The organism is Noviherbaspirillum sp. FW303-A3, from assembly GCF_058788695.1.
In genome coordinates, this window is the sequence record NZ_JBYTAZ010000001.1 from 263,163 (window position 1) to 288,999 (window position 25,837).

Genomic DNA, 25,837 nt, shown 5'->3' on the forward strand with positions numbered 1-25,837 from the left:
GCTAGGTCAATTGTCCCGCTGCGATGGTGATCGTACGCCTGCAGCGCGCAGCAATCGAAGGGTCATGCGTCACGAGCACAAGGGTCGACCCGCGCTCCTCGTTCAGCTCGAACATCAATTTGATGACCGCCTCGCCGGTCACGGCATCGAGGCTGCCGGTCGGTTCATCGGCGAACAGCAAGGGCGGCTCCGTCACGAATGCACGCGCCAAAGCGACGCGCTGCTGCTCGCCGCCGGAAAGATACTTCGGGTAGTGCCGCAATCGGCTCGACAGGCCAACCCGTCCCAGCATCGCCTCTGCTTTCTCACGCGCATCATCGTCGCGACGCAGTTCAAGCGGCAGCATCACGTTCTCCAATGCCGTCAGGTGCGCCAGCAACTGGAACGACTGGAAGACAAACCCCAGCTTCGCCTGACGCAGCCCGGCACGGCCGTCCTCATTCAATTCAAAGATATCCACGCCATCGAGCTTGACCGTCCCATCCGACGGCGTATCGAGGCCGGCAAGCAGGCCGAGCAAGGTGGACTTCCCCGATCCTGATGCACCAACGATCGCCAGCGTCTCCCCGGACTGCACGGTAAAATCGATATCACGCAGAATCGTCAGCTCACCCGTCGCGTCAGCGACACGCTTGCTCAAATGAATGGTTTCAATCGCAGCAGTTTTCGAGGAAGGTCCAGGCATGCAGGATAAGGTCAGGAAATTGGGAAAAGGAATTGGATGGCTACAGATGGCGGCAACGTTGACATTGGTCTTCTTCGCAACGTGCGCCTATTCTGCATCAAAAACCGTGCTTGTGCTCGGTGACAGCCTCTCCGCCGAATATGGCATTGCGCGTGGTGCCGGATGGGTCACACTGCTCGAGCAACGCGTAAAGGCCGAACAAATCGATGCCAGTATCGTCAACGCCAGCATCAGCGGTGAAACAACCAGCGGCGGAAAGGCACGACTCGCTGAATTACTTGGGCAACATCGCCCCTCCATCGTGGTGATCGAACTGGGAGGAAATGACGGCTTGCGCGGCCTGCCGCTGGCTGCGGCGGAAGCCAACCTGCGCGCGATGATCCATGAGTCCCAGAAGGCGAAGGCAAAGGTTCTGCTGGTTGGCATGCAGATCCCTCCCAACTACGGGCGCGAATACGCCGACCGGTTTTCCGGCCTTTATCAGAAGCTGTCGAAGGAGGCCAAGGTTCCGCTCGTGCCGTTTCTACTTGAAGGAGTTGCCAGCCGGCCGCAACTGTTCCAGGCCGACCGGATTCACCCGCTCGCCGAAGCCCAGCCGATCATGCTGAACAACATCTGGCCGCATCTGAAGTCCCTGTTGCAGAAGTAAAAAGCAGCAGTCGAAAAAAAACCGCTCGATATGACGAGCGGTTTTTTATTTCCTGAGCCGGTTATTTCTTGTCGGCAGATTCTCCGTCTGCCGGCTTGGCCGGCTTGCTCAGGATTTCCACCTTCGCCTTCTTCTTCAATGCCTCCAGATACGCATGCGACTCGAGTTGTGCGAGCGCGCCAGCAATCTGTTGCTGCTCGGCCTGGCGACGTGCGGTATCGACGTTGGCCGGCTGGCTCACTTTGTTGACACGATAGAGTGCATAGCCCTGGCCTGGCAAATCGACGCTGACGTAAGACGGCAGCCTGGTCGCATCCGCCCTCATGATCGCACCCAGCGCCTCGGGTCGTACGCCCTGATTCTTCACGCGGGAAACAGTCTTCGCATCCGAGAATCCTGCTGCGCCGCCGCCACTCTTGAGCGCCGCCAGCTTTTCTTCGCCCGCCTTGCGGGCAAGATTCGCTGCCTCGATCTGGGTAACACGCTCGCGCACAATGGACTGCACTTCCTCGAACGGACGCTTCGTCACCGGCTTGTACTCAACGACACGGCCGGCGACCAGCGTACTCGGCGCCACTTCGACCGCTTCGGTATTGCGCTTGTTCTTGATCGCATCGTCAGAGAACAGTGCACCGAGGAACTTCGGATGGTTGAACGGCGCATTCGGCGCGACTGACGCATTCGGTTTGCGCGTCATGCCGGCAGCCGTCTCGATCTTCAGGCCCAGCTTGTCAGCGACAGGTTTCAGGCTGTCGGATTGCTCGTACACCATGTTGGTGAACTGCTCGGCCATCTCGGAAAACTTCTTGGTCGCGAGCTGCTTCTTGATCTCGGCGGCAATCTGGCCCTTCACTGCGTCGAGGCTCTTCGCCGATCCCGGCTTGATGCCAGTGACCTGAATGATGTGGAAGCCGAAATCGGACTGCACCACATCGCTGATCTCACCCTGCTTCAGCTTGAATGCAGCTTCTTCGAAGGGCGGCACCATCATGCCCTTGCTGAAGAAATCAAGGTCGCCGCCTCGCTCGGCGGAACCGGGATCCTGCGAATTTTCCTTGGCCAGCTTGGCGAAATCAGCCGGGTTCTTGCGCAACTGTGCGAGCAGCTTTTCCGCCTTTTCTTTTGCGGCTGCCTGCTCGGCAGCCGATGCCCCCTTGTCAGCCTTGATCAGGATATGGCTTGCACGGCGCTGCTCCTCGTCGACAAAGCGTTTTGCATTCTGATCGTAGTAGGACTTGATGTCCGCATCGCTGACGGAAATCTGTGCGGCGACGGTATCGCTGTTGAGCACAACATACTCCGCCTTGACCTGCTCGGGGATCTCGAACTGCGCGCCATTCTTCTCGTAATACGCCTTCAGCATCTCGTCGGTGACTTTCACCTGCGACGCAAAGTCGGATGCCTTGAACAGCATTTCCTGCACTTCGCGCTCCTGGTCGCTGAGGTCGGACAACCGGTTTGCCACCGACTTGGGCGCAAATGCGGTCCCCTGGATGGCGCCGCCTACCTGCTGCAAGGTAAGGTCACGGCGCAACTGCGCTTCGAACATGGCGGGCGTCATGCCTTGGGCCGCCAGCGCGGATTTGTAGCGTTCAACATCGAACTTGCCATCGGGTCCCGTCAGGCCCTGCATCGCGAGGATATTCTGCTGCAAGGTCTGGTCGCTCACGGACAGGCGGCTCTTCGCTGCTTCTGCCGCCACGACACGCTGCGCAATCAGTCCTTCGAGGATTTCCTGCTTGGCCTCTGGCGTGTCGAGCATCTTCGGATCGAACTGAGCACCGAACATCTGGCGGAATCGCTCCATCTGTTCACGCTGGGCAGCATCGAGCTCCTGTTGAGTGATCGAGTTGCCGCCCACCTTCGCTACGGCGTTTCCACCTTCGTTAAAACGTGTATAGCCTTCGAGCCCGAAAAACACGAAAGACGGGAAGATGAACAGCAGGAGCACGAACTGCATCAGGCGTTGATGCGTACGAATAAAATCAAACATGGGCGGTCCTACAGGCGTACAGATTGTGAGAACGAAATTTCGATAACGCGGTTTTGCCGGAGCGCTGTTTCACACGCATCGGATCAAACCATCCCTTGCTGCCATTCGACACCATGGTGTCGGCGGCATTCTGGGAAATACTTCAAAAATCCTTCGCGCATAAGAAAAAAGGCGAACTTGCGTTCGCCTTTTTCGTTTTTGGCGGAGTGGACGGGACTCGAACCCGCGACCCCCGGCGTGACAGGCCGGTATTCTAACCGACTGAACTACCACTCCTGAAACTCTACTGCATAGCCTGGCTGCTCTTGGTGGGTGCTGAGAGGCTCGAACTCCCGACCTACGCCTTGTAAGGGCGCCGCTCTACCAACTGAGCTAAGCACCCTGAAACCACACTTAGTCAGCCAAACTTCACGACGTTTGTCACCACGTCGTAAAAAACAAGATTATATAGTATCTTTTATCGAGATGCACTACCTAATTGTTAGTTCAGTGCATCCTTGAGTGCTTTGCCCGGACGGAACTTGGGCACCTTGGCAGCCTTGATCTTGATCGCGTCGCCAGTGCGCGGATTGCGGCCGGTACGTGCGGCGCGTTTGCCAACGGAGAAAGTGCCGAAACCGACCAGGGTCACGGAGCCATTCTTTTTCAATGTGGTTTTGACTGCACCGATCAGTGCATCGAGTGCGCGCGTTGCAGCTGCTTTCGAAATGTCCGCGGTCCCGGCAATGTGATCGATTAGTTCGGTTTTGTTCACTGACGCCCCCCTCAAAAAAGTTGGATTTTGCGACGCCTGCTTATGGCTCTTTTTCGTAGCACAAGCGGCACAAAATGCAGATAAGAAATTTTCTGCAGCCCGTATTAAACAAGTCGCAAAGCCTTGTGTCAAGCGGTTTCCCGGACGATTGCCTAACAGCGGTCAAGACTTACGGACAAAATCCGACGCTGATTTTTTAGGCAACGGAATGACATAAAAAAGGCGCTCCGAAGAGCGCCTTTCTGGTGCACTTTTACATCAGTGCTTGACCACATTCGGATCTGTGGTTCCGGTGGCCGCAGTAACCGCGGTGTCAACCGGCGCCTCCACATCGGTCAATGGAACCGGTTGCCGCTCCAGTGCAACTTCAAGCACTTTTTCGATCCAGCGAACCGGAACGATTTCGAGCTTGTTTTTGACGTTGTCCGGAATCTCCGCGAGATCCTTCACGTTCTGTTCAGGAATCAGCACGGTCTTGATGCCGCCACGGTGTGCCGCCAGCAGCTTTTCCTTCAGACCACCGATCGGCAGGACTTCGCCGCGCAACGTGATCTCACCCGTCATCGCCACGTCTGCACGAACCGGAATACCAGTCAGCACGGACACGAGGGCCGTCGTCATCGCAATACCCGCGGATGGGCCATCCTTAGGCGTCGCACCTTCCGGAACGTGGATGTGGATGTCGCTCTTGCCGAACAGTTCGTTCTTGATGCCGAGTCGCTTCGCGCGGCTGCGCACCACGGTACGTGCTGCCTCGATGGACTCCTTCATCACGTCGCCCAACGTACCGGTGCGGATGATGTCGCCCTTGCCCGGCATCGTCATCGCTTCGATCGTCAGCAGGTCGCCACCCACTTCCGTCCACGCGAGTCCGACCACCTGGCCGATCTGGTTCTCTTTCTCCGCAATACCGAAATCATAGCGGCGCACACCGAGGAACTTATCGAGGTTCTTTGAGGAGACAACAACCTTGCGATCCTGCTTCTTCAGCAGCAGCATCTTCACCACCTTGCGGCAGATCTTCGACACCTCGCGCTCAAGCGAACGTACACCTGCTTCACGCGTGTAGTAGCGAATGATGTCGCGAATCGCCGATTCGGACACAGTGATCTCGTCTTCCTTCAGGCCGTTGTTGGTGATCTGCTTCGGCAGCAGATAACGCAGGGCGATGTTTGTCTTCTCGTCTTCGGTGTAACCGGAGAGGCGAATGACTTCCATGCGGTCCAGCAGCGCAGGCGGAATGTTGAACGAGTTCGACGTCGCGACAAACATGACGTCGGACAGGTCGAAGTCCACCTCGACATAGTGATCCGAGAAGGTGTGGTTCTGCTCGGGATCAAGCACTTCAAGCAACGCAGACGACGGGTCGCCGCGGAAGTCCTGGCCGAGCTTGTCCACCTCATCCAGCAGGAACAGCGGATTGCGCACGCCGACCTTGGACAAGCTCTGCAGGATCTTGCCTGGCATGGAGCCGATATAGGTACGACGATGGCCACGGATTTCAGCCTCATCACGTACGCCGCCGAGCGCCATGCGCACGAACTTGCGGTTGGTCGCGCGGGCGATCGACTGGCCGAGCGAGGTCTTGCCGACACCAGGAGGGCCGACCAGGCACAGGATCGGCGCCTTCAGCTTGTCCACGCGCTGTTGCACGGCGAGATACTCGAGGATGCGTTCCTTGACCTTCTCGAGGCCATAGTGCTCGCTTTCCAATACCTTTTCGGCGTTGGAAAGTTCGTTGTTGACCTTGGACTTCTTCCGCCACGGCAGGCCGATCAACGTATCGATGTAGTTGCGCACAACGGTCGCTTCAGCCGACATCGGCGACATCAGCTTGAGCTTCTTCAGTTCGGATTGTGCCTTCTCGCGCGCCTCTTTCGGCATGCGTGCGGCAATGATCTTCTTCTCGAGTTCCTCGAGATCTGCACCCTCCTCGCCTTCGCCGAGCTCCTTCTGGATCGCCTTGACCTGCTCGTTCAGGTAGTACTCGCGTTGCGATTTTTCCATCTGGCGCTTCACGCGGCCGCGAATGCGCTTCTCGACTTGCAGGATGTCGAGTTCTGCCTCGAGCTGGCCGAGCAGATGCTCGTGACGCTTGGCGACATTGAAGATCTCGAGAATGATCTGTTTTTGCTCAAGCTTAAGCGGCAGGTGCGCTGCTATGGTGTCAGCTAGACGGCCTGCATCGTCTATTCCTGCCAACGAAGTAAGAATCTCGGGCGGAATCTTCTTGTTCAGTTTGACGTACTGATCGAACTGCTGGACGATCGCGCGGCGCATCGCTTCCACTTCGGACTCGTCGCCCGGCTCGGATTCGACCGGGGTGAGTTCAGCAACGAAGTGGGTATCGAGCTCGCTGATGTGATGAATACGTGCACGCTGTGCGCCTTCGACGAGTACCTTGACAGTACCATCAGGCAATTTCAGCATTTGCAGGATATTGGCGACGCAGCCGATTTCGTAAATATCGGATGCGGAAGGTTCGTCCTTGGCTGCAGCTTTCTGCGCGGCAAGCATGATGCTCTTGCCTTGCTCCATCGCAGCTTCAAGAGCCTTGATCGACTTGGGCCGGCCAACGAAGAGCGGGATCACCATATGCGGGAAGACAACAACGTCCCGCAGCGGCAAAAGCGGCAGTTGGGTGTGTTCAGTTAGTGTTGTAGAAGTCGTCATGGCGAACCTTATTTAATAGCTTGTTAATGATGTAGGCACTAGCAGCCAAAACTCAAGTCCAAGCAGCAATAAAAAACACTCTGTTTCAACCCTTTCTTTCAATGCTTGCAATAAAAAAAGCCACACACGAAGTCGCCCTCGGGTGGCTTTGCGATGGAAGCCTGTGGTGATTCCTGTAGCTCAAATTTTACTGCTTCTGGAAAAAAACGGGCTTGAGTCCATGGTGTTTTAACGGGTTTGGCCTGCGGCTACTTTGCCCCGGATACCTTGGGCTGCTCGTGGTAAATCAACAAGGGTTTCGCTCCGTTGATGATGCAGTTTTCATCGATCACCACCTTGGCGACGTTCTGCTGGCTCGGCAATTCAAACATCACCTCCAGCAATGCATGCTCCAGGATGGAGCGCAACCCGCGTGCACCAGTCTTGCGTTCAAGCGCTTTTCTAGCAATTGCGTGCAATGCTGCTGGCCGAACTTCCAGTTCCGCGCCTTCCATCTGCAGCAGCTTCGCATACTGCTTGATCAGGGCATTCTTGGGTTCAAGCAATATTTGGATTAGGGCTTCCTCGTTTAGTTCACTCAGCGTCGCAACGACCGGCAGACGGCCGACGAGCTCGGGAATCAGGCCGAACTTGATCAGATCCTCCGGTTCCACCCCAAGAAGCACGTCGCTTGCATTGCGCTCCTGCTGGCTCTTCACGGATGCGGAGAAGCCGATGCCGCTCTTTTCGGAACGGTTGGAGATGATCTTGGCGAGGCCGTCGAACGCACCGCCGCAAATGAACATGATGTTCGTCGTGTCGATCTGCACGAAGTCCTGGTTCGGATGCTTGCGTCCGCCCTGGGGCGGCACTGAAGCCATCGTCCCTTCGATCAGTTTCAGCAGTGCCTGCTGCACCCCCTCACCCGACACGTCACGTGTGATCGACGGGTTGTCGGACTTGCGGGAGATCTTGTCGATTTCGTCGATATAGACAATGCCCTTTTGCGCCTTGTCGACCTCGTAATTGCAGTTCTGCAACAGCTTCTGAATAATGTTTTCGACGTCCTCGCCGACATAACCGGCTTCGGTCAGTGTCGTCGCATCGGCGATGACAAACGGGACATTCAGCATGCGTGCAAGCGTCTGCGCCAGCAAGGTCTTGCCGGAACCGGTCGGGCCGATGAGCAGGATATTGCTCTTCGCCAACTCGACATCGTCCTTCTTGCCGAGGTGCTTCAGCCGCTTGTAGTGGTTATATACAGCGACTGACAGGATGCGCTTTGCCGTCTCCTGGCCGATCACGTACTGGCCCAGCAACTCGTAGATTTCCTGCGGCGTCGGGAGGTCGGACTTGGGTCCAGCGACCGACTCGATGCTGGAGGCCTCGTCGCGGATGATGTCATTGCAGAGATCGATGCATTCGTCGCAGATGAATACCGATGGGCCTGCAATGAGTTTCTTTACCTCGTGTTGGCTCTTACCGCAGAAGGAGCAGTAAAGCAATTTTTCGCCGCTGGAGGATTTTTTGTCAGACATAAAGCAAATTTTGGGTGGAGATTGAGCTGATATTACCTGTGAAATCCGAATTCGTCACGACGGCGCGCAATAAATTGAGCAAATCGGCACTGCACGTCGCTGCAAAACAAAAACGCCCGGACGGTGCTTCCGCCCGGGCGTTTTTCGCTTGGACATATGCGTCAGACGCGGGACGTCAGCACCTTGTCAATCATGCCATACTCAGCCGCTTCGGACGCAGACATGAAGTTATCTCTGTCAGTATCCTTGCTGATTTGTTCCACGCTCCGGCCGGTTTTTTCGGCCAGGATATGGTTGAGACGGTCACGGAGGTACAAGATCTCGCGCGCCTGGATCTCGATGTCCGCCGCCTGTCCCTGCGCACCGCCCAAGGGCTGGTGAATCATGATGCGCGAGTTGGGCAACGAGAAACGCTTGCCCTTGGCGCCGGCAGCCAGCAGGAAGGCGCCCATGGACGCCGCCAGACCGGTACACAGCGTGGATACATCCGGCTTGATGAACTGCATGGTGTCATAGATCGCCATGCCGGCCGAAACCGAGCCGCCGGGCGAGTTGATGTACAGCGAAATATCCTTGTCAGGATTTTCGCTTTCCAGGAACAGTAGCTGCGCGACGATCAGGTTGGCGCTATGGTCATTGACCGGACCAACCAGGAAGATCACGCGCTCCTTGAGCAGGCGCGAATAAATATCGTATGCGCGCTCGCCTCGGCCGCTCTGTTCAATCACCATCGGCACCATACCGAGCATTTCGGTATCGAGTGCGGAATTTCTCATCATGCCTGACATGTGCTTTCCTTATGGAGTTCGCACCGGCCGGATCAGCCTTGTGCGGTGTTGCCCATCAATTCGTCGAATGCGACCGGCTTCTCGGTCACCTTGGCCTTGCCAAGCACATAGTTAACGACATTATCCTCCAATACAAGGGCTTCCACTTCGGCGAGACGGCGACGGTCGCTGAAATAGAACTTGATCACTTGCTGCGGATCTTCGTAGCTCTGTGCGAACTCTTCCACCTGGGCCTTGACCTGCTCCTGAGTTGCCTCAAGCTTGTTGGCCTTGACGACTTCGGCCAGAATCAGGCCGAGACGGACGCGGCGCTCTGCCTGTGCGGTGAACAGTTCGGGCGGGAACGGCATGTCTTTCACGTTCATGCCGCGCTGGGCCATGTCCTGGCGCGCCATTTCGATCAGGCGCTCGACGTCCTGGTCGACCAGTGCCTTCGGCACGTCCAGCTCGGCGACAGCGATCAGCGCATTCATCACGCTGTCCTTGGTCTTGGCTTTGACACGGCCGTTGACTTCACGTTCGAGGTTGACCTTGATGTCTTCGCGCATCTTGGCGAGGTCGCCGTCGGCGATGCCGAGCGATTTGGCGAATTCGGCGTCGACTTCGGGCAGGTGCGCCCATTCGACCTTCTTCATGGTGATGGTGAATTCCGCGGTCTTGCCGGCCACGTCCTTGCCGTGGTAATCCTCAGGGAAGGTCAGCGGGAAGGTCTTGGCTTCGCCAACCTTCAGGCCGAGGGCTGCGTCTTCGAATTCCTTGAGCATGCGGCCTTCGCCGAGGACGAAGACAAAGTCTTCTGCCTTGCCGCCCTGGAACTCGACACCGTCGATCTTGCCGACGAAGTCGATGGTGACGCGGTCGCCGTTCTGTGCGGATGCGTCTGCACCGCCGTCGCCATGGGCGCTGTGCTCGCCCTTGGTGTGATAGTGCACGCGCTGCTTGCGCAGGATATCCACGGTCTTGTCGATCTCGGCGTCGGTGACTTCGCTCTTGATCTTCTCGACTTCGGCTGCAGCCAGGTCGCCCATCTTCACTTCCGGATAGACTTCAAAGGTGGCGTCGAATGCGACGATGTCGTCACCTGCACCGGTCTTCGGCTCGAGCTTGGGGTAGCCGGCAACGCGCAGGTTATTCTCGCTGGCAGCTTCGCTGAATGCGCGCCCCACCTTGTCGTTCAACACTTCGGTCTCAACCTGGTAACCATACTGCTGGGCGACCATCTTCATCGGGACCTTGCCCGGACGGAAGCCGGGAGCCTTTGCGGTGCGGGCGCGGATCTTCAGGCGTTTTTCAACTTCCGCCTTGACGTCCGACAGCGGCACGGTGATGGTCATCCGACGCTCGAGTTTTTCCAAAGTTTCGACTGCAGTTGCCATGTGAATCATCCAAAAAATTGTTTGTGCTGTGGTGCGAGGAGGGGGACTCGAACCCCCACACCATTGCTGGCGTCAGGACCTAAACCTGGTGCGTCTACCAATTTCGCCATCCTCGCGGGAATGTGTCTTGATCATGCACAAAAGCAAAGGGCGACCCTGAAGTGAATACCCGGTCGCCCTACCAGACTTCCCAGACCGTCGGTCATTGACCATGCCCGGGCTGCCCGCCTTTGTTATTAGCTCTTCAACTTCAACCCGGCATTTTACTGGATTTTTATATCCCCTGTCCCGATTTTTCATCCATCGGAAACGAAGTGGCTTTACCGGGAAAGCCACTCCGCCCCGCTGCGTTACGGAATGACGGCGACATCAGGCGCAGGCTTCCTGACGCGGAACCAGGCTGCATACAGTGCAGGCAGGAAGAGCAGCGTCAGCGCCGTAGCGATGATCAGGCCGCCCATGATCGCTACCGCCATCGGCCCCCAGAATACGGAACGCGAGAGCGGGATCATCGCCAGCACCGCGGCCGCCGCGGTCAGGATGATCGGACGGAAGCGGCGGACGGCTGCCTCGACGATCGCATCCCACGGGGCGACGCCCTCGGCGATGTCGTGTTCGATCTGGTCCACCAGGATCACGGAGTTCCGGATGATCATGCCAAACAGCGCGATCACGCCGAGCTGGGCGACGAAGCCGAAGGGCCGTTGCAGGATCAGCAAGGCCATTGCAGCGCCTGCAACACCGAGCGGTCCTGTCAGGAACACCATCACCGAGCGCGAGAAGCTGTGCAACTGGAGCATCAGCAAGGTGAAGATGATGAAGATCACCAGCGGAACATTCACCGCAATGGATTCCTGCGCCTTTCCGCTGTCGGCAGCGGCACCGGCCAGCTCGATCCGGTAGCCGGCCGGCAGCGATGCACGCAGTTGCTGGAGCTGCGGATCGATCTGGCTGGATACGGTGGGGCCCTGGATGCCGTCGACGACGTCGGACTGCACCGTGATCGCCCATTCACGACCCTCGCGCCAGACGACACCCGGCTCCCAGACGAACTGCGCACGTGCCACCTGCGCCATCGGTACAGTGCGGCCGCTGGCAGTCTGGATATTGGCTTCGTTCAGGGCGGCGATCGTCGAGCGCTCCTCGACGGGCTGGCGCATCACGATATCGATCAGCCTGTTGCCTTCCCGGAACTGGCCGACGGTGCTGCCCGACAGGATCGTATTCGCCGCACGCATGACCGTTTGCGAACTGACGCCCAGTGCACGCAGCCTGTCCTGGTCGAGATCGAGGCGCAGGACCTTGACCGATTCATTCCAGTTGTCGTTGACGCCCATCGTGTTCGGGTTGGCACGCATGATCTCCTTCACCTGGTCGGCGATCTCGCGCACTTTCGGCACCTCGAAACCGGAGACGCGGAACTGGACCGGGTACGGCACCGGAGGGCCATTCGGCAGCAGCTTCACGCGGCCGCGCACTTCCGGGAAATCATTCTTGAAGGCGTCGATGATCTTGAGGCGCAGGATTTCGCGCGACTTCAGGTCCTTGGGCAATACGACCACCTGGGAGACATTGGTCTGCGGGAAAATCTGGTCAAGCGGAAGGTAGAAGCGCGGGCTGCCGGTGCCGACATAGGTTGTCACACTTTCCACGCCTTCCTGCTTACTGATGAAGGCTTCGAATTTCTTGGCCTGCGCCTCGGTCGCCGTAAAGGAACTTCCTTCCGGCATCCACAACTCAACCATCAATTCCGGCCTGCTGGAATCAGGGAAGAATTGCTGTTCGATGAAACGGAAGCCGAACACGCCGAGCGCAAATGAGGCCAGCGTCAGCAGAATCGTGGTCTTGCGCCATTCCACGCACCAGTTCACGACGGCGCGGAATCGCTTGTAGAACGGACCGTCAAACAGCTCGTGGTGACCGTCCGCATTCGCCGCCGGTTTTACCTTGAGCAGCACATAGCCGATGTAAGGCGTGAAGAGCACCGCGACGAACCAGGAGATCACGAGCGCGAGCGCATTGACCGAAAACATCGAGAACGTGTATTCGCCGGCAGCGGATTTTGCCAGGCCGATCGGCAGGAAGCCCGCCGCGGTGATCAGCGTGCCGGTCAGCATCGGCATCGCGGTCGAAGTATAGGCGAACGTCGCCGCATCGAAGCGCGAGAAGCCCTCTTCCATCTTGCGCACCATCATTTCGACGGCGATGATCGCGTCGTCGACAAGCAGCCCGAGCGCAATGATCAGCGCCCCCAGCGAAATCTTATGCAGGTCGATGCTGAAGACACGCATGAACAGGAAGGTTACTGCGAGCACCAGCGGAATGGTGAATGCGACAACGAGTCCTGGCCGGACGTCCAGCCGGAAGGGTTTGGTGTGCAGGCCGAGCGCAACAAAACTGACGGCAAGGACGATCAGCACGGCTTCGGCCAGCGTGCGCAGGAATTCATTGACCGACGAAGACACGGCCTTGGGCTGATCGGCCACCCGTTCCAGCTCGATGCCGACCGGGAGCTTGTCCTTGATTCCGCTTACCGTAGCATCCAGGTCGCGTCCCATCTGGATGATGTCGCCACCCTTCTCCATCGAGATGCCAAGGCCGATCACCTCCTTGCCGTTGAAACGCATCTTGTCCTGGGGGGGATCCTTGTACTCGCGCTTGATGGTGGCGAAGTCGCCGAGGCGGAACAAGGCATTCCCGGCGCGCAGCTCGAGGTCTTCCAGGTCCTTGACGGTATACATTGCTCCGGTCACACGGACCTGCAGGTTATCCGTCGGCGTCACCAGGACGCCCGTTGCCTCCAGGGCGTTCTGCGTGTTCAGCTGCTGCACCACGGATTCGAAAGGGATGCTAAGCTGCGCGAACTTCTTGTGCGAGAACTCGATGTTGATCTTTTCGTCCTGCACGCCGAAGAGTTCAACCTTGGAGACCGAGGGCACCTTCAGCAATTGCTGGCGCACGAAATCCGCATAATCCTTCACTTCGGCATAGTTGAAGCCATCGCCCGACAGCGCAATGATCGAGCCATAGGTATCGCCGAACTCGTCATTGAAGAACGGACCGACAACGCCAGCTGGCAAGGTGCCGCGCATGTCGCCGATTTTCTTGCGCACCTGGTACCAGGCGCCCGGCGTTTCCTTGGGCGGCGTCGATTCGCGAAGTTGCAGAATGATGAGGGTTTCGCCCGGCTTCGAATAGCTGCGGATCTTGTCGATGTACGGGGTTTCCTGCAGTTTCTTTTCCAGCTTGTCGGTCACCTGCTCCGCCATCTGCAGCGACGTGGCGCCGGGCCAGAATGCGCGGACGACCATGCCGCGGAAGGTGAACGGCGGATCTTCGTCCTGGCCGAGCCGTCCGTAGCTGAGGACGCCGCCGATCAGCAGTGCAACGATCAAGTAACGCGTGAGGGGAATGTGTTCGAGTGCCCAGCGGGATAGGTTGAATCCCGATCTCATTTCGCGTCTCCCGCGGTGGCGGCGACTGCGCTCGCCTTCGATGTGTCGGCAGCAACCGGGTTATCCGGCTTTGCCGCCGACTCCGCCGCGAGTATCTTTACCTTCTGCCCAGGCTTGAGCTGGTTGACGCCGGCGGTGACGATGGTCTGACCGGGCGCAAGACCGCCTGCCACCAGTATCTCGTTGCCGGAGGAGCCTCCAACCTGCACCGGGACCAGTTTCACGCTGCCATTTTCCACCACCCAGACCGAGGTCGCCCCCTTGTCGTTGAACAGCGCGGTCAGCGGCAGCTTGAGCATGGCATTCGGCGACTTTGCCGAGAAGGTCACGTATCCCGTCATGCCAAGCTTGATGTGCGCCGACGCGTCGGGGATGGATATTTTAGCGGCATAGGTGCGGGTTGCAGGATCGGCAACCGGCGACAGTTCGCGCAGCGTGCCGGGAATGACGTTATTCGGATTTGCCCAGGTACGCACTTTCACGTCGGTCACTTTGCGCAGGATATCGACCTTGTCTTCCGGGATGGCAATCACGATTTCCTTTTCGCCTGCTTGCGCGATCCGCAGTACCGGGGTGCCTGCGCCCACGACCTGGCCGACCTCCGCATCGATGCCGGTGACGACACCGTCGACGTCCGATACGAGGCTTGCGTAACCGGCCTGGTTGGACTGGTTCCTGTAGCCGGCCAGCGCCTGGTCATAGCTCGCCTGCGCTGCCTTGAAGGCGGTTTCCTTGCTGTCGAGGATTGCCTGGCTGACGAAGTTCTTTTCGCGCAGGTCCTGGTAGCGTTTCAACTCGGCTTTCGCCAGATCGCGGTTGCTTTCGGCAGCCTTCAGGCCTGCATTGGCCTGCGCCTGTGCGAGCTTCAAGTCCTGCGGGTCGAGTTGCATCAGGAGTTGGCCGCGCTTGACCTCGGCACCGACATCCACCTTGCGCGTAACGATCTTTCCAGGAATCCGGAATCCCAGCCGGGACTCCACGCGAGCCCGTACTTCACCGGGAAACTCTGCCATGACGTCAACATTGTCAGCCGCGAGGACAACAGCGCGAACGGGGCGGATGTCCGCTTGCTTTTCAACAGGTTTCGAACATCCAGCCAGTGCCAGGACAACGGCGGCCGATAGTGCGGCAGTGGCACGAAGGTGGGACAAGGGTTTGCGGGGACGGCGAATGATCGGAGCCACGTTTTTTCCTTTACTATTCGGGCTGAAAAATGCACACCATGGGCATTTCTGAAATGCCAACAATTTAATGACTGACCGGTTAGTAATTATACGCACGCTGCGCGCCGTTTGCCTACGGCTTTCTTTTTATTAACAACAGAACCATGCCGGTCGAACATTACGAGAACTTTCCAGTTGCATCCCTCCTGCTGCCGGCCAGATTGCGCCCTGCCGTCGAAGCAATTTATGCATTCGCCCGCAGCGCCGATGACCTTGCCGACGAGGGCGATGCTGCGCCCGAAGCGCGACTGACTGCCCTTTCCCGCTATGAGGAAGCACTCGACCGGATCGATGCAGGCGACGACGTCGACGGCGAAATATTTGAGAACATCGCATCGATCACAAAACAGTACGGGCTGCCGCTGCATCCGCTGCGCGACCTGATTTCCGCATTCAAGCAGGACGTCGTCACCACGCGCTACGCAAAATTAGAGGACTTGCTCGATTACTGCCGCCGGTCGGCGAATCCTGTAGGGCACTTAATGCTCTTTTTATACGGAACAGCCTCACCCCGCAACCTCGAAGATTCGGATGCGATCTGTTCCGCACTCCAACTTATCAACTTCTGGCAGGACGTTGCCGTCGACTGGAAGAAGGCGCGCATCTACCTCCCACTGTCCGACATGGGGCGATTCGGGGTGACGGAGGCGCACATTGCGGAAGGCCGCGTCGATGATGCCTGGCGCAGCCTGATGCGTTTTGAAGTGAACCGCGCCCGGGCCATGATGCTGTCCGGCGCATCGCTGGCGACGCGCCTGCCCGGACGCATCGGCTGGGAACTGCGTCTCGTTGTCCAGGGCGGATTACGCATCCTCGATCGTATCGAGGCAGCCGACTACGATGTATTCAGGCACAGGCCGACGCTGGGGCCGCTCGACTGGCTTTGCATGGCATGGCGTGCCGTTGTCATGAAAATCCGTTTGTCGCGCATGCCGCATGTCGGCTAGCATTACGGCTTCTCATCGATCCAACGCCCAAGATTTCATGTCTCCGGACGAATACTGCCAACAAAAAGCCGTCCAGAGCGGCTCCAGCTTTTACTACAGCTTCCTCTTTCTTCCTGTGGAAAGGCGGCGTGCCATTACCGCCCTGTATGCCTTCTGCCGGGAAGTCGACGATACGGTGGACGAGTGCACCGATCCTGCGATCGCCCGCAACAAGCTGATGTGGTGGCGCAAGGAGATCAAGGCGATGCTCGACGGCTCGCCGTCGCATCCGGTGACCCAGGCCTTGCATCCGCACGTCCCAGCCTATTCCCTCGAGGGCAAGCACCTGCAAGCGATCATCGATGGCATGGAAATGGACCTGGACCAGACGCGCTACCTGGACTACAAGGGTTTGCAGCGTTACTGCTGGCATGTGGCGAGCGTGGTCGGCATCCTGTCCGCAAGCATCTTCGGCGCGACCCGGCCGGAAACGCTGCAGTACGCAGAAAAGCTCGGGCTTGCGTTCCAGCTCACCAATATCATTCGCGACGTCGGCGAAGATGCGCGCAAGGGCCGCATCTACCTTCCCGTCAATGAATTACAGCAGTTCAATGTGACGGCGGCAGATATCCTGAATACCCGGCACACCGAGAATTTCGAGAAGCTCATGCGCTTCCAGGCGGACCGTGCCCGGACCGCCTATGCAGAAGCCTTCGCGCTGTTGCCGAAGGAAGACCGCCGAGCGCAACGTCCCGGCCTGATCATGGCGTCGATCTATAGCGCCCTGCTGGAAGAGATCGAGCGCGACCGATTCCAGGTACTCAACCAGAAAATCTCCCTCACGCCGATCCGCAAACTCTGGCTGGCGTGGAAGACTTACGTACGGGGATGATGCGCCGGATCGCGGTCATCGGCGGTGGCTGGGCCGGTTGTGCCGCCGGCGTCGAACTCGCCCGGACCGGCGCGCAAGTCACGCTCTTCGAGGCAGCACGCACGCTGGGCGGCCGCGCACGCGCCGTGGACATGGACGGCCGGCTGCTCGATAACGGGCAGCATATCCTGCTCGGTGCCTATACCGAATCGATGCGCCTCATGCGATCCGCCGGCATTGCGCTGGATGACGTCTTGATGCGCCTGCCGCTGCAGATGCGCTACCCGGACGGAAGCGGCATGCAGTTCGTCGCGCCGCGCCTGCCGGCGCCCTTGCACATGCTAGCCGGACTGCTGCGCGCAAAGGGGCTCGATGGCGCGGACAAGATGGCGCTCGCCCGCTTTTCGACAACAGCGCGGTGGATGGACTGGAAGCTGGACCATGATTGCAGCGTCACCGAACTTCTGGACCGCTTCGACCAGACCGACCGGCTGACACAGCTGATGTGGCGGCCACTCTGCATCGCAGCACTGAACACACCTCCCGAACGTGCCTCTGCGCAGGTGTTCCTTAACGTGCTGCGCGACAGCCTGGGTGCCCGCCGTTCCGCCTCCGACATGCTCATTCCGAAGGTTGACCTCACCGCCCTCTTCCCGCAACGTGCCGGCGCCTTTATCGAACAGCATGGTGGCGCGGTGCGATGCGGTGCGTTTGTGAAGCGGATCGCGCGTACAGGGGAACGCTGGCTTGTGGAAGGACAAGGAGCTGTCGATACCGGTGATGCCTTTGATGCGGTCGTCGTGGCGACACCACCTGCCACTGCAGCGACATTGCTTGAAGGACTGGCAGACATCCCTGCCCTGTCCGCGTTCGAATATGAACCGATCACGACCTGCTATCTGCAATATTCCCGCGAGCTTCGGCTTGACAACGCGCTCTTCGCGCTGGTGGAGCAAACGGACCAGGGCGAATGCGGCCAGTTCGTCTTCGACCGCGGCCTGCTCGATCCCGAACGCGCCGGATTGCTGGCAGTGGTCGTCAGCGCCTCGCGCGAAGCGATCGCATCCGGCCACGATGCCCTTGCCGCTTCAGTGGCAACGCAACTCGCCAACGCCTTCCGGCGGCCGGAAATGAAAAATCCGCTGTGGAGCAAGGTAATCACCGAAAAACGCGCGACCTTTTCCTGCCAGCCGGCCCTTGTGCGTCCTGCGAACGACATCGGCATCGCCAGGCTGGCGCTCGCCGGAGATTACACGGCGTGCGATTACCCCGCCACACTGGAATCGGCGACAAGAAGCGGCGTGCTGGCAGCACGCCTCATTACAGATACCCTCAGTCGAGTTCGCGAAGCCGGGTAAGCGCTTCGTCGATGCGCTCGACGCCGATCACGTTCAATCCCTCAACCTTTTGCTTGGGGGCATTGGACTTCGGGATCAATGCAATCGAGAAGCCCAGCTTTGCGGCTTCACGCAAGCGTTCCTGTCCGCGCGGCGCGGGACGGATTTCGCCTGCCAGGCCGACCTCGCCAAACACCACCAGTCCGCGTGGCAAGGGCTTGTTGCGCATCGATGAATGAATGGCCAGCAGCACGGCAAGGTCGGCCGCAGGCTCGGTGATCTTCACGCCGCCGACCGCATTGATGAAGACATCCTGATCGAACACGGCAATGGATGCATGGCGATGCAGGACAGCCAGCAGCATGGCAAGACGGTTCTGCTCCAGGCCGACCGAGAGCCGGCGGGCATTGGGCACATGCGAAGTATCGACCAAGGCCTGGATCTCGACCAGCAGGGGACGCGTGCCTTCCTGCGTCACCATCACGCAGGAGCCGGGCACCTGGCTGTCGTGCTGCGACAGGAACAGCGCCGACGGATTGGACACGCCCTTGAGGCCCTTCTCCGTCATCGCGAACACGCCCAGCTCGTTGACTGCGCCGAAGCGGTTCTTGAAGGCGCGCACGAGGCGGAAGCTGGAGTGCGTGTCGCCTTCGAAATACAGCACGGTGTCGACGATGTGCTCCAGCACGCGCGGACCGGCCAGCGCGCCCTCTTTCGTGACGTGCCCGACCATGATGATGGTAATGCCGGATTGCTTGGCGACCCGCGTCAGTTGCGCCGCGCATTCCCGTACCTGCGCGACGGAGCCCGGCGCGGACGTCAGGGCGTCGGAATAGATGGTCTGGATGGAGTCGATGACGGCGATCTGCGGCTTGTGCTCGGCCAGGGTGTTGAGGATCTTTTCAAGCTGGATCTCGGCCTGCAGCTGCAACTCCCTGGCATCGATCGCCAGGCGCTTCGCACGCAGCGCGATCTGTGCGCCGGACTCTTCGCCGCTGACGTACAGGGCCTTTTTCAGTTTCGACATGTTGGCGAGCGCCTGCAGCAGCAGGGTTGACTTGCCGATGCCGGGATCGCCGCCGATCAGTACGACGCCGCCAGCCACCAGGCCGCCCCCCAATACGCGGTCGAATTCGTCGATGCCGGTGCCGAAGCGCGGCACATCGATGGCCTCGATGTCGGCAAGGCTGAGGACGGGCGCTGTCTGCGCCAATCCCTGGTATTGACCGGAAAAGCGGTTGCCGCCGGACTCGACGACGGTTTCCACCAGGGTGTTCCACTGTCCGCAGGACGGGCATTGCCCGGCCCATTTATTGACCACGCCGCCGCACTCGGTGCAGGTGTAATTGGTTTTCTCTTTTTTTGCCATGGGAAAGATGAAATGGTGCGTGCAGGTTATTCTTCAATCACGCGTACGCGCGGCGCCAACGCGCACATGAGCTCGTATCCAATGGTGCCAGCGGCAACGGCGACTTCATCGATGGGAAGCGCGTTACCCCACAACTCAACCTTGCTGCCGACATGCGCACCAGGAATGCCGGTCAGGTCGACGGTGATCATGTCCATGGATACGCGTCCGGCGAGAACCGTCCTGTGTCCATCCACAATGATCGGTGTGCCGCTCGGCGCGTGACGCGGATAACCGTCCGCGTAGCCGCAGGCTACGACGCCGATGGTCGTTGGCTTTTGGGCAACGAAGCGGCTGCCGTAGCCGACCGCCTCATCTTTATTAATATGTTGAATGCCGATGATCTCGCTTGTGAGCGTCATTGCCGGTTTCAGCCCGAATTCCTGCGCGCTTCGACCGCCCGGTGTTCCGCCGTAGAGCATGATGCCCGGGCGCACCCAATCGCACGCCAAGTCCGGATGACGCAACACGGCTGCCGAATTGGCAAGGCTGCGTGCGCCTGCCAAGCCCTCGGACGCCGACTCGAAGCGACGGACCTGTTCAGACAGCAACAGGCCGGCATTGGCCGGTTCGTCCGCATTGGCGAAGTGGGTCATCAGAGTGATGCTGCGCACCGCGCCGATGCTGCTCAATCTGGCATGCGCAGCCTTGTACGCCTCCGGCGCAAAACCCAGGCGGTTCATGCCGCTGTTGAGTTTCAGATGGACATCGACCGGTGCCGGCAGGTTTGCCTTTTCCAGCATGTCAATTTGTTCCCTGCAATGCACCGCAAACTGGATACCGTTTGCCGCACACACCGGCAGATCCGCCGGCTCGAAAAAGCCTTCGAGCAAAAGGATCGGTTTGGTCCACCCGGCCTCGCGAAGGCGTACTGCCGCGTCGACTTCAATCAGTGCAAGACCATCAGCATCGGAGAAGGTCTGCATCGCGCGGGCCAGTCCATGTCCATATGCGTTGGCCTTGACGACGGCCCACGTTTTCGCGCGTGGCGCATGAGATTTTGCAACTGCAAGGTTGTGCCGCAAGGCAGCAAGATGGATGGTGGCGACGAGTGGTCTGGGCATGAAGCGAATCGAAAAGACGAAGAAGCATGGAGATCCCGCATTTTACCGGAGGCTTATATTCCGATGCGGAACAAATCCCCAGTGGCCCTATGTTTTCATGGTATAAAGCAAGCCGGAGACACTAGAGAGTTACTGGTATACCCCAATATGCGGATGAATCGCGGTTTCTACACCATCATGGCGGCGCAGTTTTTTTCGTCGCTTGCGGATAACGCACTCCTGATCGCGGCCATCGCGCTGTTAACCACCATGAAAGCTCCGGCGTGGATGACGCCGCTGCTCAAGCTGTTCTTCGTCCTCTCCTACGTCCTGCTTGCCGCCTTCGTCGGCGCATTCGCGGACTCCATGCCCAAGGGCCGGGTCATGTTCGTGACGAACATGATCAAGATTGCCGGCTGCGCGATGATGTTTTTCGATGTCCATCCGCTGTTTGCCTACGCGGTGGTCGGCTTCGGCGCTGCCGCCTACTCGCCGGCAAAATACGGCATTCTCACCGAACTGCTTCCGCCGGAAAAGCTCGTCGCCGCCAATGGCTGGATCGAGGGACTGACCGTGATTTCCATCATTCTCGGAACCGTGATGGGCGGGGCACTTGTCAATTCAAAGGTTTCCGCCATGCTGCTGGGGATGGACTTCCCCATCATTGATGTCGGCATCGATACGTCGGCAGAAGCCGCACTGTCGGTCATCATGGTGACCTATGTGCTCGCGGCAGTATTCAACCTGAAAATTCCCGATACCGGTGCGCGGTATCCACACCAGGAACGAAATCCGATCCGCCTGGTGGCGGATTTTGCCGGCTGCTTCACGACCCTGTGGAAGGACAAGCTCGGCCAGATTTCGCTGGCGGTCACGACGCTCTTCTGGGGGGCCGGCGCGACGCTGCAGTTCATCGTGCTGAAATGGGCGGAGAAATCGCTCAACATGCCGCTCGACAAGGCAGCAATCCTGCAAGGCGTGTTTGCCGTAGGTGTTGCGGTCGGTGCAACGGCAGCGGCACGCTTCGTGCCCTTGAAGAAAGCACTGACCGTCATGCCGCTCGGTGTCGGCATGGGACTGATCGTGACCACCATGACCATGGTCCATTCAGTCTGGATCGCGTATGTGCTCCTGGTGCTGATCGGTGCGCTGGCCGGTTATTTCGTTGTGCCGATGAATGCGCTGCTCCAGCATCGCGGGCACGTCCTGCTGAGCGCAGGCCACTCGATTGCCGTGCAGAATTTCAACGAGAACCTCTCCGTGCTCACCATGCTGATGCTCTACGCACTGATGGTGAAACTGAATCTGGACATCAATATCGTGATCATCCTGTTTGGACTGTTCGTGGCCTGCACCATGTTGCTGGCGATGAAAAAGCATGCCGCCAACCAGCGCGAACACGACAACCTCGCGCTGATCGGCGAGCACAAGCATTAATTGATACCGGGTCAGGCCGTGCGCTTGATCCGTATTTCCGCCCGGCTGCGCCAATCGTCAGGTACGACGAAGCCGCGATCCGACTCGAGCAGCACATCGCCTTCATGCCGCAACAATGCCACGAGTACCGGCGCCGAACTCTCTTCGAAGTGCGTCCCCAACTGTTCGCGCAACGCATTCCTGTCCATGCCTTCTTCCAGAGATAGCCGCGCGGGTGCAAGCCAGGCCAGGCGCGGCAGCATCGCGTAACGCTCGGCATCGAGCCCGCCCGACTCTTCCAGGGTGCACCAGAATCCCCGGCAATGCCGGATTGAAATTCCCTGCGGGCGTTCGCTCACCGGCGTCTTGCCATGGTAGAAAAGCCATCCCTTCACCAGCGCCTGCGCGGCGGTGACCGGCATGGGCAGATGGATGAGGGCGGCGGGGTGACTGGACAGCGTGAGTTGCCGGTCCATGATCTTGCGCACTTTCGCCCCCAGCGTGTCGGCAAGATTCGGTCCGACGAAATAATCGGCATGACGTCCATGGCCGCTGGATTCGAGCAGATAGAGCTTGGTCGCGAACTCCCAGTGCACGAGTCCGTCGCCACGTTTCAGGAGAAAGTCGAATTCGCCGATCGTTTCGCTCTTGTCCGATCGAACCTGCACGCCGTGCGCGAACAGGCATCCGCTGCGCTTCAGGTACCAGGCCATCAGTTTTTCCGCATACCTGCCGAGCCGGGTAAAGGGCTGGATGTCCAGCCAGGCATGCAGGGCTTGAGGCGCCGAGTCCAGCTCGCCGAGCCAGGTACGCACCGCCTCGTCCGGCGGCTCGATGCTCGCAATCCTGCCCTGCCATTCCGCCGCCTGCGCATCGAGCAAATCTGGCGCATCGAGCAGCCACGCAAGCGTGCGTACGTGCGGGTCGTTCAGGTAATTCCAGCGTTCGTGGAAGTGCGCTTGATAGCTATCGGATTCGGATCGTCTATGCGTTTGCATAGGTCGTCATGGCCAGGCACAGGTCTGCCCATGCCTTCCGCTTGTCCGGCAGGTTGCGCAGCAGGTAGGCCGGATGGTAGGTGACAACCAGCGGCAAGCCGGCGTAGCTGTGGACCGTACCACGCAGCTTCGAGACCGGGGTTTCCGGGTCAAGCGCGAGCAGCGACAGCGCGGCGGTTTTGCCGAGGGCAACCAGCACGGTCGGCTGGATCAGGGCAATCTGGCGCTCAAGGTAAGGCATGCAGGCTGCGGCCTCTTCCTGCGTCGGGGGGCGGTCGCGTCCGTTCCCGTCCGTCGGTCGGCATTTGACGATGTTCGCGATGTAGGCGTTCTCGCCACGCTTGACGCCGATGGCGCGCAGCATGTTGTCGAGCAGCTTGCCGGCCGGACCGACGAAGGGTTCGCCGGTCTGGTCCTCGTTGCGTCCCGGGCCTTCGCCGATGAACAGCCATTTCGCCTTTTCATCGCCGACGCCGAATACTGTCTTCGTCCGTCCGTTGCACAATCCGCACTTCACGCAGCCGGCCACGCTTTCCTTGAGCTGCATCCAGTCCATGCCGGCAACCGCGTTGGGCGGCGGCGCTTCTGGCGCTGGCGGAAAAGCCGCAATCACCGGGGCGGGTTCCGCAGCGCCCCGTTCTTCAGCAAGAGCAAGCTCTGGCGCGGGCGCGACGGCGACCGGCGTCTCGATGGCGACGGGAGCATCGCGCCGCTGCCACAGCGGACCGATGCCCATTTCGTCCAGGAATACTGCCCGGCGTTCCAGTGTCATAGGTGAAACCTCATCACGATTGCGTCCTCGCGCGAATTGTCTCCTGCCGGGTAATAGCCCTTGCGCACACCGATCTGTTCGAATCCATACTGTTTGTATACGGCGAGCGCGCGCAGGTTGGAAGGACGGACTTCGAGCAGGATCGACGTCATGCCCTTTTCCTTCGCCACCTCGATGATCTTGTCGAGCTGCATGCGGCCGATACCTTTGCCGTGCAGGTCGCGGCGAACGCTGATGTTGAGCAGGTGCGCCTCGTCGACCGCGAGCATGACAAGGAAATAACCTGCCAGCATTCCTGCCGGTTCGCGCAGCGTCCAGGCCTCATACCCGCTGTAGAGCGAGTCGAGGAAATTGCCGCGTGTCCAGGGATGGGGATAGACATCGTTTTCGATGGCGAGCACCCCCGGCAGGTCCGCTACCTGCATACGCGCGAACAGCAAGGATGACAATGCCGCAGACTCCGCCGCCACCTTGTGGATGGCGCTCATGCGGCCGCCTTCGCCATGCGCTCCGCGGTTGTCAACGCGACCTTGTTGCGGAGGTAGATTGGCTGCGCCTCATGGGCCTTCACCGTGCGGCCGGCAATGAATTCGGATTCTGCGAGCCGGGCGATCTGGGATGCATGGGGTCTAATCTCGGGCAGCGTTCCCGTCCATCCCTCGAAGGCGGAGGCATATGCGGTGAGGCCGTTGCCGCAGACCGTGGGAGTTCCGGTCATTCTCACGGCCACAGGCACGGACAAAACCGGTGCCGTCACGACCTGCCATCCTTCCTCGTAGCGATACTGTGCCCAGTACACCTCCTCCATGCGCGCATCCAGCACAACCAGCACGTCGGCGGCACCGCATGCATCACGGCAGGCGGCAGCCATGGACAGCAGCGTCACCACGGGGACGACAGGCAAGTCGGCGCCAAACGCCAAACCCTGTGCGACACCACATGCTGTGCGGACGCCCGTGAACGAGCCCGGACCGGCGCCAAAGGCAACGGCATCGCAATCCGAAAGCGACATGCCGGCTTGCGCGAGCAAGGCTTGCACCATCGGCAACACAGTCTGCGAGTGCGTCTGCACACCCGCGGCTTCGTGGGAAATCAATTGTCCGTGATGCAACAGCGCGACCGAGGCAAGTTCGGACGAGGTTTCGATGGCGAGAATGTTAGGCATGGCGGTATTTTACCGTGACCGTCACCCTAAATTGCGGTGCATTGCTGCCGTTAACAACAGAACAGCAGCGGAGGAATTCATGGAAGTCAATCAAATTGCCCAACTGGCGACATCACTTGCGACGACGACAACAAACCAGGCCATCGGCATCGCTGTCATGAAGAAGGCAATGGATGTCCAGGCCAGCACTGCAACTGCCATGCTGGAAGCACTGCCGCCCGCTACCAGTGCCAACCTTCCGCCGCACCTTGGTCAAAACGTCAACACGACGGCCTGAGCAGCACATCTTTGCGGCAAGCGTCGCGGCGTGCCTTCCCTTACAATAGGCACCGATTCCCACCCGCGATCCATCCATGTCCGCCAACCGCATCACACTCGACAACGATAACCGCAACCAGCTCGCCGCATGGCTCGAGCAGGACGAGTGGCTGATCGCGTGCCTGTGCGCGGCCTGGTGCGATACCTGCCGCAGTTATCGAAGCGGTTTCGAGCAGCTGGCCACGCAGCATCCTGACAAGCGTTTCGTGTGGATCGATATCGAAGACCAGGCGGATTTCATCGGCGATATCGATGTGGAGAATTTCCCGACGCTGCTGATCCAGCGCCGCGACGCGGTGGCCTTCTTTGGCACGGTCCTGCCTGACCTGAAGATCGCCGATCGGCTGATCCAGGCACAGGCCGAAAAAAGCATGGACGAGTTGCACGCCGAAGCAAGCGGATCGCCCGAGCGCGCGGAATGGCAACGCATCTGCAACCTGCACACCAGGCTGCAGGAAACCGCCGACTGA

22 protein-coding genes and 3 tRNA genes are annotated in these 25,837 nt (G+C 59.4%); 7 read left to right on the forward strand and 18 right to left on the reverse strand.

Going from position 1 to position 25,837, the window contains the following annotated elements:
- Position 1: 1 nt before the first annotated feature.
- Positions 2-685 carry an ABC transporter ATP-binding protein gene (locus AC3WOY_RS01240; RefSeq protein ID WP_492420521.1) on the reverse strand — a complete coding sequence of 228 codons (684 nt, stop codon included), beginning with the start codon at positions 683-685 and terminating at the stop codon, positions 2-4.
- Here AC3WOY_RS01240 and AC3WOY_RS01245 point away from each other — a divergent pair.
- Positions 684-1,334: an arylesterase gene (locus tag AC3WOY_RS01245; RefSeq protein ID WP_492420523.1), complete on the forward strand. Its 651-nt coding sequence runs from the start codon at positions 684-686 to the stop codon at positions 1,332-1,334. The genes AC3WOY_RS01240 and AC3WOY_RS01245 overlap by 2 nt on opposite strands.
- A 61-nt stretch (positions 1,335-1,395) precedes the next feature.
- Here the strand turns inward: AC3WOY_RS01245 and AC3WOY_RS01250 are convergent, their stop codons facing one another.
- The 11 genes from AC3WOY_RS01250 to AC3WOY_RS01300 form a co-directional block, all read right to left on the reverse strand.
- Entirely contained in the window at positions 1,396-3,327 is a 1,932-nt protein-coding gene (locus AC3WOY_RS01250; protein ID WP_492420525.1) for a SurA N-terminal domain-containing protein, read from the reverse strand.
- Positions 3,328-3,526: 199 nt separating this feature from the next.
- Positions 3,527-3,603 (reverse strand) — tRNA-Asp (locus tag AC3WOY_RS01255).
- A gap of 30 nt (positions 3,604-3,633) precedes the next feature.
- A tRNA-Val gene (locus tag AC3WOY_RS01260) sits at positions 3,634-3,709 on the reverse strand.
- Positions 3,710-3,808: 99 nt separating this feature from the next.
- Entirely contained in the window at positions 3,809-4,213 is a 405-nt protein-coding gene (locus AC3WOY_RS01265) for an HU family DNA-binding protein (RefSeq protein ID WP_492420527.1), read from the reverse strand.
- A gap of 126 nt (positions 4,214-4,339) precedes the next feature.
- Positions 4,340-6,754, reverse strand: coding sequence for an endopeptidase La (gene lon, locus AC3WOY_RS01270; protein WP_492420529.1), 2,415 nt, complete (start codon positions 6,752-6,754; stop codon positions 4,340-4,342).
- A 248-nt stretch (positions 6,755-7,002) separates the two neighbouring features.
- Positions 7,003-8,271, reverse strand: a complete 1,269-nt coding sequence (gene clpX / locus AC3WOY_RS01275) for an ATP-dependent Clp protease ATP-binding subunit ClpX (RefSeq protein ID WP_420473344.1) — start codon at positions 8,269-8,271, stop codon at positions 7,003-7,005.
- Positions 8,272-8,432: 161 nt separating this feature from the next.
- Complete coding sequence (gene clpP, locus AC3WOY_RS01280; RefSeq protein WP_492420531.1) at positions 8,433-9,059, reverse strand: ATP-dependent Clp endopeptidase proteolytic subunit ClpP; 627 nt, start codon at positions 9,057-9,059, stop codon at positions 8,433-8,435.
- A gap of 32 nt (positions 9,060-9,091) precedes the next feature.
- Positions 9,092-10,435: a trigger factor gene (tig, locus tag AC3WOY_RS01285; RefSeq protein WP_492420533.1), complete on the reverse strand. Its 1,344-nt coding sequence runs from the start codon at positions 10,433-10,435 to the stop codon at positions 9,092-9,094.
- A 29-nt stretch (positions 10,436-10,464) separates the two neighbouring features.
- A tRNA-Leu gene (locus tag AC3WOY_RS01290) sits at positions 10,465-10,551 on the reverse strand.
- Between the two features lie 234 nt (positions 10,552-10,785).
- The gene (locus AC3WOY_RS01295; protein WP_492420535.1) at positions 10,786-13,890 is read right to left on the reverse strand and encodes an efflux RND transporter permease subunit; all 3,105 of its coding nucleotides are present in this window, start codon (positions 13,888-13,890) and stop codon (positions 10,786-10,788) included.
- Positions 13,887-15,074 (reverse strand): efflux RND transporter periplasmic adaptor subunit, encoded by a 1,188-nt coding sequence (locus AC3WOY_RS01300; RefSeq protein WP_492420537.1) that lies wholly within the window; start codon positions 15,072-15,074, stop codon positions 13,887-13,889. Before AC3WOY_RS01300 ends, AC3WOY_RS01295 begins: the two co-directional genes overlap by 4 nt.
- A gap of 143 nt (positions 15,075-15,217) precedes the next feature.
- On the opposite strand from AC3WOY_RS01300, the gene hpnC reads away from it, so the two are divergent.
- The 3 genes from hpnC to hpnE are packed head-to-tail and all read left to right on the forward strand — an operon-like array spanning position 15,218 to position 18,268.
- On the forward strand, positions 15,218-16,060 hold the full coding sequence (hpnC, locus tag AC3WOY_RS01305; protein WP_492420539.1) for a squalene synthase HpnC: 843 nt from the start codon (positions 15,218-15,220) through the stop codon (positions 16,058-16,060).
- A 37-nt stretch (positions 16,061-16,097) separates the two neighbouring features.
- Positions 16,098-16,931 (forward strand): presqualene diphosphate synthase HpnD, encoded by an 834-nt coding sequence (hpnD, locus tag AC3WOY_RS01310; RefSeq protein WP_492420541.1) that lies wholly within the window; start codon positions 16,098-16,100, stop codon positions 16,929-16,931.
- Positions 16,898-18,268, forward strand: a complete 1,371-nt coding sequence (gene hpnE / locus AC3WOY_RS01315) for a hydroxysqualene dehydroxylase HpnE (protein WP_492429129.1) — start codon at positions 16,898-16,900, stop codon at positions 18,266-18,268. The genes hpnD and hpnE overlap by 34 nt, the downstream gene beginning before the upstream one ends.
- Here the strand turns inward: hpnE and radA are convergent.
- On the reverse strand, positions 18,243-19,616 hold the full coding sequence (radA, locus tag AC3WOY_RS01320; RefSeq protein ID WP_492420543.1) for a DNA repair protein RadA: 1,374 nt from the start codon (positions 19,614-19,616) through the stop codon (positions 18,243-18,245). The two genes, hpnE and radA, sit on opposite strands and share 26 nt — an antisense overlap.
- Before the next feature lie 26 nt (positions 19,617-19,642).
- A complete protein-coding gene (gene alr, locus AC3WOY_RS01325; protein WP_492420544.1) occupies positions 19,643-20,719 on the reverse strand; it encodes an alanine racemase in 1,077 nt (358 codons plus the stop codon).
- A gap of 153 nt (positions 20,720-20,872) precedes the next feature.
- On the opposite strand from alr, the gene lplT reads away from it, so the two are divergent.
- On the forward strand, positions 20,873-22,135 hold the full coding sequence (lplT, locus tag AC3WOY_RS01330; RefSeq protein WP_492429131.1) for a lysophospholipid transporter LplT: 1,263 nt from the start codon (positions 20,873-20,875) through the stop codon (positions 22,133-22,135).
- A gap of 11 nt (positions 22,136-22,146) precedes the next feature.
- On the opposite strand, the gene AC3WOY_RS01335 is transcribed toward lplT, so the two are convergent.
- Genes AC3WOY_RS01335 through tsaB form a run of 4 tightly spaced genes read right to left on the reverse strand, consistent with a single transcriptional unit; the run spans position 22,147 to position 25,049 of the window.
- Positions 22,147-23,112 carry a DUF1853 family protein gene (locus tag AC3WOY_RS01335; RefSeq protein ID WP_492420546.1) on the reverse strand — a complete coding sequence of 322 codons (966 nt, stop codon included), beginning with the start codon at positions 23,110-23,112 and terminating at the stop codon, positions 22,147-22,149.
- Positions 23,099-23,884 (reverse strand): uracil-DNA glycosylase, encoded by a 786-nt coding sequence (locus AC3WOY_RS01340; RefSeq protein ID WP_492420548.1) that lies wholly within the window; start codon positions 23,882-23,884, stop codon positions 23,099-23,101. Before AC3WOY_RS01340 ends, AC3WOY_RS01335 begins: the two co-directional genes overlap by 14 nt.
- Entirely contained in the window at positions 23,881-24,372 is a 492-nt protein-coding gene (gene rimI / locus AC3WOY_RS01345; RefSeq protein ID WP_492420550.1) for a ribosomal protein S18-alanine N-acetyltransferase, read from the reverse strand. The genes AC3WOY_RS01340 and rimI overlap by 4 nt, the downstream gene beginning before the upstream one ends.
- On the reverse strand, positions 24,369-25,049 hold the full coding sequence (gene tsaB / locus AC3WOY_RS01350; protein ID WP_492420552.1) for a tRNA (adenosine(37)-N6)-threonylcarbamoyltransferase complex dimerization subunit type 1 TsaB: 681 nt from the start codon (positions 25,047-25,049) through the stop codon (positions 24,369-24,371). The genes rimI and tsaB overlap by 4 nt, the downstream gene beginning before the upstream one ends.
- A 79-nt stretch (positions 25,050-25,128) precedes the next feature.
- Here tsaB and AC3WOY_RS01355 point away from each other — a divergent pair, with 79 nt between their 5' ends.
- Complete coding sequence (locus AC3WOY_RS01355; RefSeq protein ID WP_492420554.1) at positions 25,129-25,326, forward strand: YjfB family protein; 198 nt, start codon at positions 25,129-25,131, stop codon at positions 25,324-25,326.
- 76 nt (positions 25,327-25,402) lie between these two features.
- Positions 25,403-25,837 (forward strand): thioredoxin family protein, encoded by a 435-nt coding sequence (locus AC3WOY_RS01360; protein ID WP_492420556.1) that lies wholly within the window; start codon positions 25,403-25,405, stop codon positions 25,835-25,837.